This is a genomic window from Lutibacter sp., from assembly GCF_016342705.1.
Classification (GTDB): domain Bacteria; phylum Bacteroidota; class Bacteroidia; order Flavobacteriales; family Flavobacteriaceae; genus Lutibacter.
Window position 1 is genome coordinate 92,661 of the sequence record NZ_JAEINV010000009.1, and the last position, 16,241, is coordinate 108,901.

The following is a 16,241-nucleotide window of genomic DNA, read 5'->3' on the forward strand; positions in this document are numbered from 1 at the left end:
TTTTGCTTTAAAATTGAAAGGTACAAATATTTAAAAATTTATTTTATATTGGACTATAATTATATTTTTTATGGAAATTCCACACATCCCAAATTTAATTTATTACGCTATTCCTTTTTTTATAGTTTCTGTTATTTTTGAAAGTATTGTTTTATACAAAAAACAGCCTAAAAGCTACAATCTTAAAGATACTTTTGCTTCGTTGGCAATGGGAATTGGAAATGTTTTGGTGAATTTGTTAAGTAAATTACTAGTCGTTTTTATAATTACTTTTTTATACGAGAACTTTAAACTTACAACTATTCCGTTTGTTTGGTGTAGTTGGATCCTCATTTTGTTTGCTGATGATTTTTGTTATTATTGGGCGCATAGAATGGGACACGAAAGTAGATTTTTTTGGGCATCACATATTGTACATCATTCTTCAAAAAAATATAACTTAAGTACTGCTTTACGCCAAACTTGGACTGGTGGTTTTTTTACTTTTGTGTTTTATTTAGTATTACCAATTTTAGGATTTCACCCTTTAATGATATTTACGCAAATGAGTATTAGCTTATTATACCAATATTGGATTCACACAGAGTTAATTGACAAAATGCCAAAATGGTTTGAAGCAATTTTTAACACACCTTCCCATCACAGAGTGCATCACGGAAGTAATCCGTTGTATTTAGATAGAAATCACGCTGGAATTTTTATTATTTGGGATAAAATATTTGGAACATTTCAACCTGAATTAAAAGATGAAAAAGTGATTTATGGATTAACTTCAAATATTGACACTTTTAACCCAATAAAAATTGCTTTTCATGAATGGATTGCTGTTTTTAAAGATGCTTTTTATGCTAAAACAAACATTACAAATAAATTAAAATATTTTATAAAGCCACCAGGTTGGAAACATGATGGCTCTGGTTTATTATCTAATGATTTAAGAAAAGAGTGGTTGTCTAAAAATTCTAAAGAATAGCCCTTCGACTCAGCTAAGTGAACTAATCTTTTTTCCAACGTTCTAATTTTGGAATTCCTTTTGAAAAAACACCTGCAAACAATTTCATAAAGCCACCCATTTCTTTCAATTTTTCTTTTACAAAAGCCTGCATTTCTTCAGCAGTAATATCAGGTTGCAAAAATTTGCCATCTTCATAACAATAGCTGCAATATTTATGACTTGTTTTACCATCTGCATTTTTTCCTCCACCAACACCTTTTGGATCTTTCTTTAAAGGCATTGCGCAACTCTGACAAGTTTTATACTCTTTCATGATTTTTTAAATTATTTTTCTAAAATTCCTTTTAATTTATTCAAACCATATTCAAAATCTTTACCAACCATTTTATCCATATTCATAAACAACATCATTATTGTCATCGGAAATTTATTTTCACCTGTAAATCCCCAAATTACTTTGGTTCCGTCACCTTCTTTCTCTACTCTTAAATAAGCATTTGAAGTAGATTTAAACGGTTTTAAAAAGCGTAATTGTGACTTTATTTCTTTGTTTTCTTCAATTCCAGTTATCTCTTGTTCTCCTTCACCAACATCTTTATTACCAACCCAGGCAGAAATACAACCTACTTCACCATCAACTCCTGTAAAAGTTTTATTCATATTTGGATCTTTTTCAGCCCAAGGAGACCAATTATCTTGATCTTTAAGTGATTTTAAATATTGAAAAACTTCTGGCAAAGGTTTATTAATAAAAATACTTCTACTTGCATCGTAATTTTTTGGTGCTAATAAGTGTAAGACAGCTATAAGTATTATAAGCGCTACAATAATGTACAAAAATGTGGTCATAGTTTTAAGTTTAGTAGTTAATTAAATTTCCATTTATAATTTAATAAAGTCACCAATAGGTAATAAAGTTAGCTCTTTTTTAGCCTTCGCAAATTTCTCATAAGCTTCTTTATGATCTATTTTAATGTACCCAAAAGTATCAAAATGCACACCTAAAACTTTATTACAATTTAAAAATTTACTTGCTTTTATTGCTTCATCAATTCCCATTGTAAAATTATCACCAACTGGTAAAATGGCTAAATCTAAATCACCAATAACATCTGGAATTAATTTCATGTCGTACGTTAAAGCCGTATCTCCAGAAATATAAATTCTATGATGTCCGGTTTCCAATACAAAACCTCCTGGTTGTCCACCATACGATCCATCAGGGAAAGAGCTTGAGTGAATTGCATTTGTATAGTGTAAAGTTCCAAAATCAAAATGCCATTTGCCTCCATGATTCATTGGATGTCCTGCAATTTCTTTATTTTCAAAATACGTTACAATTTCATAATTAGAAATTACTTTTGCGCCAGTTCTTTTTGCAATGGCTTCAACATCTAAAATATGATCTTGATGTGCGTGTGTTACCAAAATATAATCGGCTTGCAGATTGTTAATATCTATATCTTTAGCTAATTCATTTCCCGAAATAAACGGGTCAATTAATAAGGTTTTGTCTTTTGTTTCAATACTTAAAGTTGCGTGTCCTAAATAGGTTATTTTCATTGGAAGAAGTTTTTATATGTTTACTGCAATTTAAAAAATATTTTTCATAAAAAAACCACAGAAAGTGAACTTTCTGTGGCTAACAAACAAACAAAATAAGTATCTAATATTAAAATTGATACTTACAATACGTTGTGAAATTTCTACCAGGCTCGTATATTTTACCAGATAGAATATTTGAATTACTATATGAGAAATTCAAATGTTCATAATATGTTTTATCAAAAATATTTAATACAGCAAAACCTATTGAAAAACCTTTAAATGGTTCTAAACCTGCTCTAAAATCTAGTGTTCCAAAACCAGGAGTTTCTTCTTCCATAAATGAAGGTGCAATTTTAGCTTGTTTCGCAACTAACCTAGAACTTAGTGCAAACCAAAAATTATCATCTTCATATTTAGCCCCTAAGTTTGCCATAAACGGAGGAATATGGGCTAACGGTTCGTTTAAATCTTTATTTTCAGCTTGTGTGTATGAAACTTCTGAAGTAAACATAATTTTTTCGGAAGCTTTGTAGCTAAAAGAAAATTCAAAACCTGTTTGAGCGGCTTCATCAATATTTATAAATTGTTTTGCAACCACTGGTGGAGTTGTAGGCATAAATTTTCTTGGAATACTCGTATTTACAACTGGAGTTATATAATCCGTCAAGAAAGAATGAAAAAAGGAAGCGCCAATTTGTATGGTTTCAAACTTTTTAAGTAATGATAGTTCTAATTGTGTATTAACTTCTGGTTTTAAATTTGGATTCCCAACATATTCATACGGATCAACACCAACGGAAAAATGGTTAATAAAACGCTCTATCATTGAAGCTGTTCTTACACCTCTACCAACTGCAAACTGCGTTTGAAATCCATCTTTTTGATATTTTATAGATACATTTGCACTCACATTTGTTTCGGTTTGATCATCAATATTTCCACCATACAATGTTTCAAAATCTGCTTCTGGATCTGCTATTGAAGCTGAAATAAAATCGGCTCTTACACCTGTTGTTACCGTTGTGTAATTACTCAATTTAAAGTTGCTTTCTGCAAATACACCAATATCATTTACACTTGCATCTTGCCAAATTTTATCGGTAAAAACTTTAGGAGTTGGCAACACCATACCATTCATCATTTTCACAATACGAGTTCTATCACCTTTTCTATCTACTATGTTTGCATCTATACCTGTGTAAATTCTCACATTATCACTTGGTGCAATTACCAGCTCTGTTTTCCCTCCATAAGTCCAAGATTCAACTGGAGATTGCGAATCTGTTAAATTAAAATTCGGACGATTTTCATTAGTCATTAAATGATCTACATACGAATAAAAAACCTTTACAGTGAAACTGTTTATTATATCAGATAGTTCTTTTATTTTATAATCAATTCCGGCTAAAAAACTATCATCATAAGGTGAATCCATAGGCAAACCAGCGTGATCAATATCGCGACCAAAAGATTGTCTCCAACTTAATTGCAAACGTTGTTTTTCTGTTGGATTTATTCCCACTTTTAATGAATAATCAGTTGTTTTAAATGATGAAGGAACAACTGTTCCATCGCCATCTTTATAATCGCCAAAATCACGATAAGAACCATTCAAATACACATCAAATTTATCAGCAACATACAACGCCGAAGCACCAGTTACTAAATTATCTCCATTGGTTTCATAACCTCCTTCAACGCTTCCATGAAATCCTTTTTGATCTTTAGTTGGATTTTTTGAAACAAGATTTATAATTCCACCAAAATTTTGTCCAAATCTAACTGTAAAAGGCCCCTTTACAATTTCAATTTTTTCAATTTCTTCTGGAATAATATGTGTTGTAATTGGATCCATTCTATTTGGACACGCGTTTAAAACTTTCATTCCACCATCATATTGAACATTTAATTGTTCGTATTTAAAAGAACGGAAAACTGGTTCAGATGCATAAGCTCCTTTTTTAGTGATTCCAAAACCGCTAATTTCTTTAAATAAATGTCCAACGCTACGTGGTTGACTTATACGTTTTTCCGTATCGTTTATAACTACAGATTGAGAAATATCTTGCAAAGGGTTTGCCGCTACAATAATTTCGTTTAACTCTATTTGAGTAAGTTGTAATGGTATGGTTATTTGATTTTGTAAACTTGTTATTACGGTTTTATAACTGATGTGCGACACTTCAATTTTATCGCCTATTTCAGCATTTAATGTAAATTCACCATTTACATTTGAAATTACTACCATATTATTTTTTAACATTCTAATAGTAGCATATTCTATTGGTGTTGCATTTTTTTCATCAATAATTTTTCCAGAAAGCTTTGAAGATTGTGCAAAACCTACCAATGAAATAAATAGTATAATTATAGTTAGAAGTACTTTGTTTTTCATTTTTAATTTAAAATTTTTATTAATATACTGCCGACTTACTAATTAGTTAGTAACCAATTAGCAAGTTTAAAAACTGACTATTTACGTGTATTAAAAATATATTAAACCACTAGCGATAATCTGTTTTTCAACAAATTAAAGCATACACTAATATTTCAAAAAATGAATTATTTTTTAAAGTAAATAGACACGTAAAAAAATTAAGAAACTACTTGTGGTGGTTTAAAAACAGATTTAAAAAAATCTTGTGAAGTATAATTAACATAATAAGATTTCTCAGAATTTAATTCTTTAAAAACTTTTAATTGATATGAAAACTGATCTAAAGGGCTTATTGGATAATCATCAAAATTAATTTGAGGAATGGTTGATTTATGTTCGTGATTATCGTGATTTACTTCCTTTAATTGTTTTTCTAAATAACATTTACCGTTACATTCTAAATAAGGTTTGTCTTTATTTTCGCAAAGTACAGTTGCAATATAATTGTAATTGGCATAATACTCTATTATTGGCACTAATGGACGTACCATTGCCAATAAATACAGTAAATAAAAAAATATGCCTAATACTTGATTTTTCATTAAACGCTTTAATAAAAGACAAAGGTATCTTTTATTTTTTGATAATTAAAATATTCTATTTTACTTTTTATATTATAATATGACACCTAATCCAAACAAAATAGAAAAAATGAACGTGCTAATTGCTAATTTTTTTAATTCTGGATCAAGCAAACTAGAATTTTCATTTTTATAAACCACAATAAAATGTTTTACAATTGGTATATATGCCAAAACAAATATAAATTGATAAATGTTAGTGAAATGTATCATTGTATACAATAGGGCAAATAAAAATGACGCAATTAGCAAATAATAATGATAATATTTAGCGAATTCCGTTCCAATTTTAACAACCAATGTATTTTTATTTGATTTAATATCAGACTCCCTATCACGCATATTATTTAAGTTCAAAACTCCAATACTTAAAAATCCAACTGAAAATGCTGGTAAAAATATGGTGAAATGTAACTGTTTTGTAAATAAATAATAGCTACCACAAACACTTAATAAACCAAAAAATAGAAAAACAAATACATCGCCCAAACCACTATAACCATAAGCATTTTTACCCATTGTATATTTAATGGCTGCAACAATACTTGCAATTCCAAGCACAAAAAAGATTAGAATATTTAAAAAATCATCTTTTCCAAAAGAACTATAAATTAATGAAACGGCAATTATTAGCGTTATAACTATTGAAATTTTGATAACTTTCAGCAATTGCTTTGGCGTTATTTTTCCACTTTGAATGGCTCTTTGCGGACCTACCCGCTCATCATTATCAGTTCCTTTTACACCATCACCATAATCATTGGCAAAATTTGAAATAATCTGAAATCCAATTGTTGTTAGTAAAGCCAATACACAAATGGTAGCATTAAAAAATCCCTCTGAAGCGGCTATAAAACTCCCCACAATTATTCCAGAAACGGATAATGGTAAAGTTCTAAAACGGGCAGCTTTTATTAACTCTTTTACATCCATGATTTTTTTGATATTTCGGTTTTATACAACATTAAATTATATAATTCAACGGCTAAATTCTTATCTAAACAAGGTATTTTAATTTTTCCTGATGCAGTTTGTAAAATAATATCTGCAACATTTTTTCTTTTCTGAAAAATAGATTGTCGCAATTTTATATGTTGCATTTTAAATATTTCAAAATAAATAATTTCTGTTGAAAATTGCCCTGATCCAACTTCTAATAAATTTGGATGCAATCTGAAAAAAGTTTTTTTATACTTCAAATTTATCAATAAAATAACCAACGGAATTGCCACTAAATTTATAAATAGAATATAAATATTTAAAAGTGCTACTAAATTTAAGACTGCCAAAAATAGAAAACTTCTAAAATACATTTGTATTATATAATATGAATTCGGCACAACTTTTTCTTCCTCCCTTGAAATTTCTTCAGTAAATAAAACATTTTTTAAAATTGAAATCTGTTCAAATTTAGCGCCAACAATTTTAATAATTTTATTAGCCTTCACCTTTCCGCTAGTAGCTTGTTTAAAAACTACATTGTATATTCCAATTATTTTTTTAATAGGATTTGTAGAAATAACTAAATATTGAACTTTCTCTTTTTTTATAATACTATGTTGTTTGGTAATTAACCCTTGAGATATTTCTAAAGCTTTTTCTTTTATACTTAATTTTAAATTAAAGTGTTTTAAAAAAGTTCTAACAAATGAAATAATTATGGATATTACAAACGCAAATAAAACAAGAATCACTACTAAAAAAACATCCTGAACTAAAGTACTTGCATTTTCTTCAACAAGTACATCAAGCTGATTATTTATTTCTAAATCTTCCAACACATCTTTTAACTGTGCATATCCCGAAAAAATAAAAGCAAATAGTAGTAAAAAACTATGAAAATGATTTTCAGAAATACTCACTTTCAACAATTCTAATGGAGAAACTTTTAACAATTCCGTTGCCTTTTTTTCGTCTAACGTTTCTATTTCTTCTTCCTTAACTATAACTCTATCACTAAACAACACTTCTTTTAATGCTTCTGCTCGCTCTCTTGTTAATGCTTTAATTGAAACCTCCACATTTTTTGCTCCAGCAGTTTCAATTTCAACCTCCGTAACATTTATAAGTTGTTGAATAAAATTCTGTTTAAATTTTACATTCTGAATTTTTGAAAAGGGAATAGAAACATTCGTTTTTTTTAGAATCCCGTGTTTTAAAACAAAGCCGTTGTCCTTTACTTTAAACTTATAATTAAGATATAATAACACTGACCGAATTAAAATGTAAATTAAAATAAGTGCTATTCCTAAAACAATTTTAGTAGCGTTAAAATTTTCTGGCTTTTTGGTAAATAAAAGTGGAATTAAAATCCAAGAAGATTTTAACGATTTATAAAAAATCAAAAAATAATTTACAATAATTCCTTTGGAAGATTGTCTGGAAAAAGTAGAAAAATCGAAAGAATTATTCATTGATAAAGTTTGTGATATACTCTTTTATTTTTAAGGCTTCCTTTTTTGGAATTCCATTAATTTTCAAGTCATCATTACTTTCTCCTGCGGTAAATATTTGAATAGAAGCTAATTTAAATAAGCGTGAAAATGGCTTTTGATCAACCTCTAAATGTTGCACTCTTGCAAATGGAACTGTTGTTAATTTTTCAATTATAATTCCACTGCTATATGAAATATCTTTTTCTCTTAATGCATATTTTCTTCTGGAGAATCCAGCAATTAAAATAACAAAATACACCACACAAACCACTGCTAAAAGTAAATAACCATAATTTACAAACTTTTGATGTGATTCGGCTATTTTAGCAGCTACAAAAAAGTAAAATCCTATAAAAGCAACGCTCCAAACAAGTGCTGAATTAAACAATAAAATCCATAAATAGTTTTTATGGATTTTTAAAAAATTTAATTGTTCAATATCTGGAAGATCTGAAGTAATTTGCGAATTTTCAAACATAAAGTTTAGTAAAATTATAAATCTTGTGCATTTGCAATTAACTCTGCAATATCTAATACTTCAATTTCAGTTTCTTTATTGGTAACCTTCACTCCATCTGTCATCATTGTATTACAAAAAGGACATCCGGTTGCAATAATATCTGGTTTTACTTCAATAGCATCTTCTGTACGCTCAATGTTGATGTCTTTAGCTCCTTTTTCTGGTTCTTTAAACATTTGTGCTCCGCCAGCACCACAACATAAACCATTGGTTTTACAACGCTTCATTTCTACTAATTCCACATCTAATTTTCGAATTAATTCTCTTGGAGCTTCGTAAACATCATTTGCACGACCCAAATAACAAGGGTCGTGAAATGTGATTTTTTTTTCCTTAAATTGTCCACCTTCAATGGTTAATCTACCATCATCAAGCAACGATTTTAATAATTCTGTATGATGTACTACTTCATAAACACCACCTAATTGTGGATATTCATTTTTTAAAGTATTGAAACAATGCGGACAAGCAGTTACAATTTTTTTAATTTCATAAGCATTTAAAACCTCAATGTTTGTCATTGCCTGCATTTGAAATAAAAATTCGTTTCCTGCTCTTTTTGCGGGATCGCCTGAACAGCTTTCTTCCGTACCTAAAACAGCAAACTCTACGTTGGCTTTATTTAAAATTTTGACAAATGCTTTTGTAATTTTTTTTGCTCTATCATCAAAACTTCCTGCACAACCGACCCAAAATAAAACTTCAGGTTGTTTACCTTGCGCCATCATTTCTGCCATTGTTGGTACATTCATACTTATATATTTTTATTGGTTATTCGTGTTTTCCGTCGTCAAAAACTTCAATTGTTACTTCTTTTTCAACTAAATCTGTAAAATGACCTCTGTATCGTGTTGCTTTTACTAAGTGATTATCAATCCAATGATAATTACCACCTCTTGGTTTTCCCATTAATAAACTGTGGTATTTAAAACCATGTTTATTTAACCACATTTCTGTAACTTCTCTATGAGCTTCTGTTCTTGAAGTAAAGAAACAAATAATATGACCTTCATCGTACCATTTATTTAAAGTTGCCAATGCATCAGGAAAAGGTTTACAAGTTCCCATTCTTTCTGGTTCTTCATTTGGAACATCTTCAGTTATAGTACCATCAATATCAATTAAATAATTTTTAATTCCTTCAGGCAAAATAGGACTAATATGTAATCCATCTTCAACTTTGTCATGTAACATCTTTTCAACATCTTCTTTTTTCATTCTTTGCGTGTGTTTTTTTTGATTTTTAGTTATTATAATAAATTATTCATCTTTCCAATTTAATCTATCCATTTGGTTATATTGCCAAGGAGCTCCATTATTTTCAATATTTGTCATCATACTATTTAGTTCTTGCGAAGCAGCGGACTGTTCCATTACTAAATATCTTCTTAAATCAATAATTATGGATAATGGGTCTATATTTACGGGGCATTCTTCAACACAGGCATTACAACTTGTACACGCCCAAATTTCTTCTGGAGTAATATAATCTGATAGTAATTGCTTACCATCTTCAATAAATTTTCCATTTTTGTTGATGTTCTCTCCTACTTCTTCCAATCTATCACGTGTTTTCATCATAATGGCACGTGGCGATAGTTCTTTTCCTGTAATATTAGCAGGGCAAGATGATGTGCAACGACCACATTCTGTACAGGTATAAGCATTCATTAATTGTACCCAGTTTAAATCGGTTACATCGCTAGCTCCAAATTTTTCTGGAATCGATGCTTCTGCTCCTTCTGGTGCGGCAGCAAACGGATCAATAGTTGGATCCATCATCATTTTAACTTCTTTAGTTACTGATTCTAAATTAGTTAATTTTCCTTTTGGATTTAAATTTGCGTAATAAGTATTCGGAAATGCTAGTAAAATATGTAAATGTTTAGAATAATATAAGTAATTTAAAAATACCAATATTCCTGCAATATGAAGCCACCAAGCTGTTCTTTCAACAATATTTATAGTTGTAAAACTTAAATTATGAAATAATGGAGCAATGTATTGACTTATTGGGTTTCCAACATTTAATTCTTGAAAATGATTATCGGCAGCATTCATTATTAGAAATAATGACATTAAAACCATTTCAAAATATAAAATGTACAATGCGTCATTTTTAGGAAATCCTTTCATTTCTTTATTCCAAAAACGAGGGATTTTAAGTACCATTCTTCTAATCCAAAAAACTGTTACTGAAACTAATACAAGTATTGCTAAAATTTCAAATGAAGCGATTAAAAAGCTGTAAAAACCACCTAAAAAAGATAAAATTCTGTGTGTTCCAAAAATACCATCAATAATTATTTCAATTACTTCAATATTAATGATAATAAAACCAACGTAAACAATAATATGAAGAATTCCTGCAATAGGTCTTTTAACCATTTTTGATTGTCCTAAAGCAATCATTGCCATATTTTTCCATCGTGCACTTGAATTATCTGATCTATCAACTTCTTTTCCTAGTTGTATGTTTCTAACAAGTTTTTTTATGTTTTTAACAAAAAACCCAACTCCTATAATTAGAAGAATTACAAACGCGATGTTATCAATATAATTCATACTTTTTTGTTTAATGTTGATTTAAAATATTTTTTATCAACTAAATTTTCAAAAACAAATCAGACTGCAAATTTAATTCAAACTTCCTGAAAATTTGTGTGATATTTAATAATTATTGAAACCTTTTATTGCTGTTTTCACAAAAATTATCACTTTAATTGGCTATTCTTTTACTTCTGTTTTAGGCTCATAACCTTTTTCCTTTTTACCAAATAACGAAAAATGAACAAACCTCTTTGGGTGTTCTTTCATATCTCGTAACAGCTCTTCTAATTCTTTAGATGCATTTGTTAGGTTTGTATACATTTGATCATCATACATTAATTTACCCATGGAACCATTTCCATTTTCAATATTTGCTAAAATGGTGGATAAGCTTGAAATGCTTGTTTCTAAATTTTTAATCGTTTTTCCAAAATCAGCATGCACTAAGGAATCAGATAGAATTGATAAATTTTTTGTAATTACTTGTGTGTTTGAAAGTGTTTTAGCTAATTTTTGATCGTTATTTTTTACTAACTCATTAACCGATTCAGAAATTAGTTTAAAATTTGTAACAGTTTCGTTTAATTGCGCAATGCTACTTTTTAAATTCCTTCTGCTTTTAGCATCTAAAACATCTGTTAAACCCGTCATTAAAGAATCTGCACTTACAATTACATTTTCTACTTTAGCTTGTAATGGATTTAGTTTTTCAGTTACTGAAGAAAAAATATCAGATTCTATTTCACCTTTTAAAAAATCACCTGGTTTTGCAATTTCACCTTCATAGGAAGGAACAATTGCTAATGATTTTCCCCCCATTAAACTAGCGCTATAAATTTTTGCAACGCTGTTTTTAGAAAATTCAAAATCATTTTCAATACTAAACTCTACAATTAATTCTCCTTTTTTATTTGGATCTTGATTAAAATTTATAGCAATAACTTTTCCAACTTCAACACCATTTATAGTTACTTCACTTGACGTATTTAAACCTTGTACGTTATTATAGGCTGTAAAATAGGTATTTAAAGGCCCATCAAATAAATTCATCCCCTTTAAAAAATTAAATCCCCATACAAAAAGGGCTATAATTACAACAGCTACAACTCCAGTTTTTAATTCTCTTGTTATTTTCAAAATAAGACTTTTTTAATGAGCAATAATACTAATAATTTTTGGTAGTAATTGATTTACTCGCTATGATTTTTTTAAAACATCATCAACAGAAACCTTATCTCCGTTTTTAAATGCAACAATAAATGCAGATGTATATCCTTTAGATTTTGCCAGCTGTAATACTTCTTTTATTTTAGAATAATCTGAAGTGCTTCCTAAATAATATTTATAACTTGAGCCTACTTGTGCTCTTTCAACATTATCTAATCCATTAAAATTATAAGAATGAGTCTCTAATTTACTAGAGCCTGATGCTATTTGAACTTTAAATTCTACATCAGTTTCACTATCATTCGTCACTTTTTGCTTGGTTGTTTTACTGGTATTTTTATTTTTTATAGCAATATTTTCTAAATCAACATTTGAAACTGTATTTAAAGATAATTGCTCTTTATATTTTAAAATTCCATTATAAATAGCTTCAGAAAATTTTTGTTGTCCATCATGAGAATTTAATAATGCACCTTCTTCCGTATTTGTAATAAAACCAGTTTCTATTAAAACACTTGGCATATATGTTTGATGCAATACTACAAAACCAGCTTGTTTAACACCTCTATTAACTCTATTTAATTTTGATGTAAATACATTTTGGACAATACTGGCTAATTGTATACTTTGATCTAAATATTCTTCTTGCATTAAAGTTAATCCTATAACAGATTCTGGAGAGTTTGGATCAAAACCTTTGTAATTAGTTTTATAATTATCCTCTAATAAAATTACTGAGTTCTCTGCTTTTGCAACTTCAAAATTTCTACTATTTGCATGAGTTCCTAATACCCAAGTTTCAGCGCCTCTGGCTTGAGAGTTATGTGCATTGCAGTGCACTGAAACAAATAAATTTGCATCAGCCTTATTTGCTATTCTGCCACGTTCCCATAAATCCACAAAAACATCCGTCTTTCTGGTGTAAACAACTTTAATATCTTGTTCCTTTTCCAACAATTTTCCAACTTGTAATACAATTTCTAAAGCTATTTCTTTCTCTTTTGCGCTATTAGCACCTACTTTTCCTGGATCCTTTCCTCCATGACCCGCATCTAATACAACTATAAATTCTTTATTTTGAGCAAATATTGAGTTATTTATAAAAAGAAATAGTAATAAAAATACGAAAAAACGAGTATAATTCGTTCTTATTTTAATTTTAGGAAAGAGTTGTGAGTTCATCAATTTTTTTTAATTATTTTTGGCAACTGTTATTTGGTGATACAATTATTGAGCCATACATTTACAACTGTCAATTTTAGGCTATTTAATTAATAAGCTAAAGTAAAAAACTTATGCTATCAAACCAATTTAAAAAGTATTTTTATAAAAATTTCATTATTAAAACAAATAGCAAAAATACAATCCTTCTAATTTATTTGATAATAGCAAATTGCTTTGTCGGTTCAACAATTTATTCTCAAGAAATTAAAGAAATAATTAAGGAGAATAATGGTTTAAAGTTAACTGATACCATTTTTAGTAAAAAGGATTCTATAATTATAGGAAAAAAAGATTCTTTAAATAGTACTATTAAAGATTCTCTTAGTTTAGGTAAACCAAAAGACACATTAAAAAAACCTAAGGAACTTTTAGAAAGTATTATTCAGCATAGTGCAGATAGTTTAATACGTCAAGACATAAAAAACAATAAAATTACTTTATATAAAAACGCTCACATACATTATAAAGATATTGATTTAACCGCTGGTTATATTGAAATTGATAATAAAACAAACATTGTAACTGCAAAAGGAATAAAAGATAGTGTTGGTGTATATTCACAATTACCAGTTTTTAAACAAGGCTCACAGGAATCCGTTCAAGATACCATTAAGTTTAATTTCAAATCTGAAAAAGCAAAAATTTGGAATTTAAAAACCGATCAACAAGGTATTATAATAAAAGGTGAAGTAAGTAAAAAGCATAATGACTCTGTAATATTTATTGAAAATATTAAATTAACCTCATCACAAAAAGATGATCCGGATTATTATATAAAAATTAAAAAAGCTAAATTTATTAAAGATCAAAAACTTGTTGCTGGGGCTAGTCAATTAGTCATTGCGGACGTTCCCACACCTTTAATTCTTCCTTTTATTTATGTTCCAATGACTAAAGGTAGAACTTCTGGTTTTTTAATGCCAACTTGGGGTGAAAATAGTACACAAGGTTATTTTTTACAAAACGGGGGTTATTATTTTGTATTAAGTGATAATTTTGATTTAGCTGTTTTAGGTGATATTTACACTAATGGTAGTTGGGGATTAAGAACTGAATCTGGTTATGCCGTACGTTATAAATTTTCAGGAAATTTTGATTTTAAATATGAAAACCTAATTAATAGCTTAAAAGGTTTAACTGATTATGCAGAAACTTCTAATTATAACATTAGATGGAGCCATAGCCAAGACCAAAAAGCCAGTCCAAATTCACGTTTTTCTGCATCTGTAAATTTAGGAAGTAGTAAATATTACAAAGAATCTAACAATGAGTATAATACAAATGCCTTTTTAAATAACACCTTAAGTTCTTCTATTTCATTTTACAAAAAATTTGTTGGCACACCGTTGAACATGTCCTTATCTGTAACGCATTCTCAAAATACAAATACAGAACAAATTTCAATGACATTGCCTTCTTTACAAGTAAATATGGATAGAGTTTATCCATTTGTAGGGAAAGGTGGTGCAAAAAATAACGCTATTCAAAAAACGGGTTTGACCTATTCTATGAAAGGCGATAATAAGATTAGTACCACCGATGAATTTTTCTTTAAAAAAGAAATGTTTGATGAAGCAAAATCTGGTATTCAACACAGTTTAGCTTTAAATACAAACATGAAAGCTTTAAAATATTTTACACTTTCTCCAAATGTGAATTATAAAGAAGTATGGTATTTTGATAGATTGAAAAAAACTTTTGATGATGTTGAAAATGCCGTAGTAACGGATACTATTAGCAGCTTCAGTTCATTTAGAGAATACAGTACAGCTCTTTCATTAAGCACTACTTTTTATGGAATGTTTAAGTTTAAAAAAGGAAGTAGAATTGAAGCAATTCGTCATGTAGTTAGACCTAGTATTTCTTACAGTTATAGACCCGATTTTAGTTATTATAATGAAGAAGTTCAAAAAACTGCAGACCCAACTAATACCGTTGAATATTCACCATTTGCAAACGGTATTTATGGAAGCCCAGGTACAGGTATTTCTAACAGTTTAAATTTTTCATTAAACAATAATTTAGAAGCAAAGGTAAAGTCTAAAGATTCTACTGCTACAGAATCTAAAAAAATTATTTTATTAAATAATTTAAACTTTTCTTCAAGCTACAACATGGCAGCAGACTCTTTAAAATGGAGTCCTGTTAGTGTAAATGCTGGAACAAATTTATTTGATAATAAATTAAGTGTTAACGCTAATGCCACATTAGATCCTTACGCTATTGACGCAAATGGTAAAAAAATTAACACGTTTAATTTTGACAACAATGGAAGTTTATTTAGACTTACAAGTGCGGGTTTAACATTAAATTATTCGTTGGCTAGTAAAAGTGGTAAAAAAACAAAAACACCAAACCAAAAAAATGCTGATGCCAATAATTCAGATGGTGTTTTTGGGGAAAGTTCTATAGCGTCAAACCAACAAACTCCGGCAGGTGAAAATAAGGATGAGGTAAAGGAAACAAAACTTTTTGGAGCAGACATACCTTGGAGCTTAAAAATAGCTTATTCTTTAAATTATAGTAATTCTGCCAGACAGCAAGAAATTTCATCTAATTCACTAATGTTTTCTGGAGACTTAGATTTAACACCAAAATGGAAAGTAGGATTTTCTTCGGGTTATGATATAAAAAATCAAGGATTTTCATATACACAATTACGTTTTTCACGTGATTTAGATAGTTGGAAATTAAATTTTAACTGGGTTCCGTTTGGAGATAGGCAAACGTACTACTTCTTTATTGGTATAAAATCATCCATGTTAAGTGATTTAAAATACGATAAACGTCAACAACCTGATAGAGTATTATTCTAAATTTTAAT

The 16,241-nt window shown here is 28.8% G+C and carries 15 protein-coding genes; 2 read left to right on the forward strand and 13 right to left on the reverse strand.

Features of this window, described 5'->3' with window-relative positions:
• Window positions 1-70 precede the first annotated feature (70 nt).
• On the forward strand, window positions 71-973 hold the full coding sequence (locus tag JEY78_RS10120) for a sterol desaturase family protein (protein ID WP_291850458.1): 903 nt from the start codon (window positions 71-73) through the stop codon (window positions 971-973).
• Window positions 974-995: 22 nt separating this feature from the next.
• Here JEY78_RS10120 and JEY78_RS10125 read toward each other — a convergent pair whose 3' ends face one another.
• The 13 genes from JEY78_RS10125 to JEY78_RS10185 all read right to left on the reverse strand — a co-directional run bounded on the left by JEY78_RS10125 (window position 996) and on the right by JEY78_RS10185 (window position 13,375).
• Window positions 996-1,268, reverse strand: coding sequence for a zinc ribbon domain-containing protein (locus JEY78_RS10125; protein WP_291850460.1), 273 nt, complete (start codon window positions 1,266-1,268; stop codon window positions 996-998).
• A gap of 11 nt (window positions 1,269-1,279) precedes the next feature.
• Window positions 1,280-1,804 carry an SRPBCC family protein gene (locus JEY78_RS10130; protein WP_291850463.1) on the reverse strand — a complete coding sequence of 175 codons (525 nt, stop codon included), beginning with the start codon at window positions 1,802-1,804 and terminating at the stop codon, window positions 1,280-1,282.
• 33 nt (window positions 1,805-1,837) lie between these two features.
• Window positions 1,838-2,518 (reverse strand): metal-dependent hydrolase, encoded by a 681-nt coding sequence (locus JEY78_RS10135; RefSeq protein WP_291850466.1) that lies wholly within the window; start codon window positions 2,516-2,518, stop codon window positions 1,838-1,840.
• A gap of 109 nt (window positions 2,519-2,627) precedes the next feature.
• A complete protein-coding gene (locus JEY78_RS10140; RefSeq protein WP_291850470.1) occupies window positions 2,628-4,898 on the reverse strand; it encodes a TonB-dependent receptor in 2,271 nt (756 codons plus the stop codon).
• 200 nt (window positions 4,899-5,098) lie between these two features.
• The gene (locus tag JEY78_RS10145) at window positions 5,099-5,482 is read right to left on the reverse strand and encodes a hypothetical protein (protein ID WP_291850473.1); all 384 of its coding nucleotides are present in this window, start codon (window positions 5,480-5,482) and stop codon (window positions 5,099-5,101) included.
• Between the two features lie 72 nt (window positions 5,483-5,554).
• On the reverse strand, window positions 5,555-6,454 hold the full coding sequence (locus JEY78_RS10150) for a 1,4-dihydroxy-2-naphthoate polyprenyltransferase (RefSeq protein ID WP_291850477.1): 900 nt from the start codon (window positions 6,452-6,454) through the stop codon (window positions 5,555-5,557).
• Window positions 6,445-7,935, reverse strand: coding sequence for a PH domain-containing protein (locus tag JEY78_RS10155; RefSeq protein ID WP_291850480.1), 1,491 nt, complete (start codon window positions 7,933-7,935; stop codon window positions 6,445-6,447). The genes JEY78_RS10150 and JEY78_RS10155 overlap by 10 nt, the downstream gene beginning before the upstream one ends.
• Window positions 7,928-8,434, reverse strand: coding sequence for a PH domain-containing protein (locus JEY78_RS10160; protein ID WP_291850483.1), 507 nt, complete (start codon window positions 8,432-8,434; stop codon window positions 7,928-7,930). The genes JEY78_RS10155 and JEY78_RS10160 overlap by 8 nt, the downstream gene beginning before the upstream one ends.
• A 14-nt stretch (window positions 8,435-8,448) precedes the next feature.
• A complete protein-coding gene (locus tag JEY78_RS10165; RefSeq protein ID WP_291850486.1) occupies window positions 8,449-9,228 on the reverse strand; it encodes a (Fe-S)-binding protein in 780 nt (259 codons plus the stop codon).
• A gap of 19 nt (window positions 9,229-9,247) precedes the next feature.
• Window positions 9,248-9,694, reverse strand: a complete 447-nt coding sequence (locus tag JEY78_RS10170) for a phosphoheptose isomerase (protein WP_291850489.1) — start codon at window positions 9,692-9,694, stop codon at window positions 9,248-9,250.
• A 42-nt stretch (window positions 9,695-9,736) separates the two neighbouring features.
• Window positions 9,737-11,041: a (Fe-S)-binding protein gene (locus JEY78_RS10175; protein WP_291850492.1), complete on the reverse strand. Its 1,305-nt coding sequence runs from the start codon at window positions 11,039-11,041 to the stop codon at window positions 9,737-9,739.
• 162 nt (window positions 11,042-11,203) lie between these two features.
• Window positions 11,204-12,163: an MlaD family protein gene (locus JEY78_RS10180; RefSeq protein WP_291850496.1), complete on the reverse strand. Its 960-nt coding sequence runs from the start codon at window positions 12,161-12,163 to the stop codon at window positions 11,204-11,206.
• 60 nt (window positions 12,164-12,223) lie between these two features.
• Window positions 12,224-13,375 carry an N-acetylmuramoyl-L-alanine amidase gene (locus tag JEY78_RS10185; protein WP_291850498.1) on the reverse strand — a complete coding sequence of 384 codons (1,152 nt, stop codon included), beginning with the start codon at window positions 13,373-13,375 and terminating at the stop codon, window positions 12,224-12,226.
• A gap of 197 nt (window positions 13,376-13,572) precedes the next feature.
• Here JEY78_RS10185 and JEY78_RS10190 point away from each other — a divergent pair, with 197 nt between their 5' ends.
• The gene (locus JEY78_RS10190) at window positions 13,573-16,233 is read left to right on the forward strand and encodes a putative LPS assembly protein LptD (protein ID WP_291850501.1); all 2,661 of its coding nucleotides are present in this window, start codon (window positions 13,573-13,575) and stop codon (window positions 16,231-16,233) included.
• Window positions 16,234-16,241 lie beyond the last annotated feature (8 nt).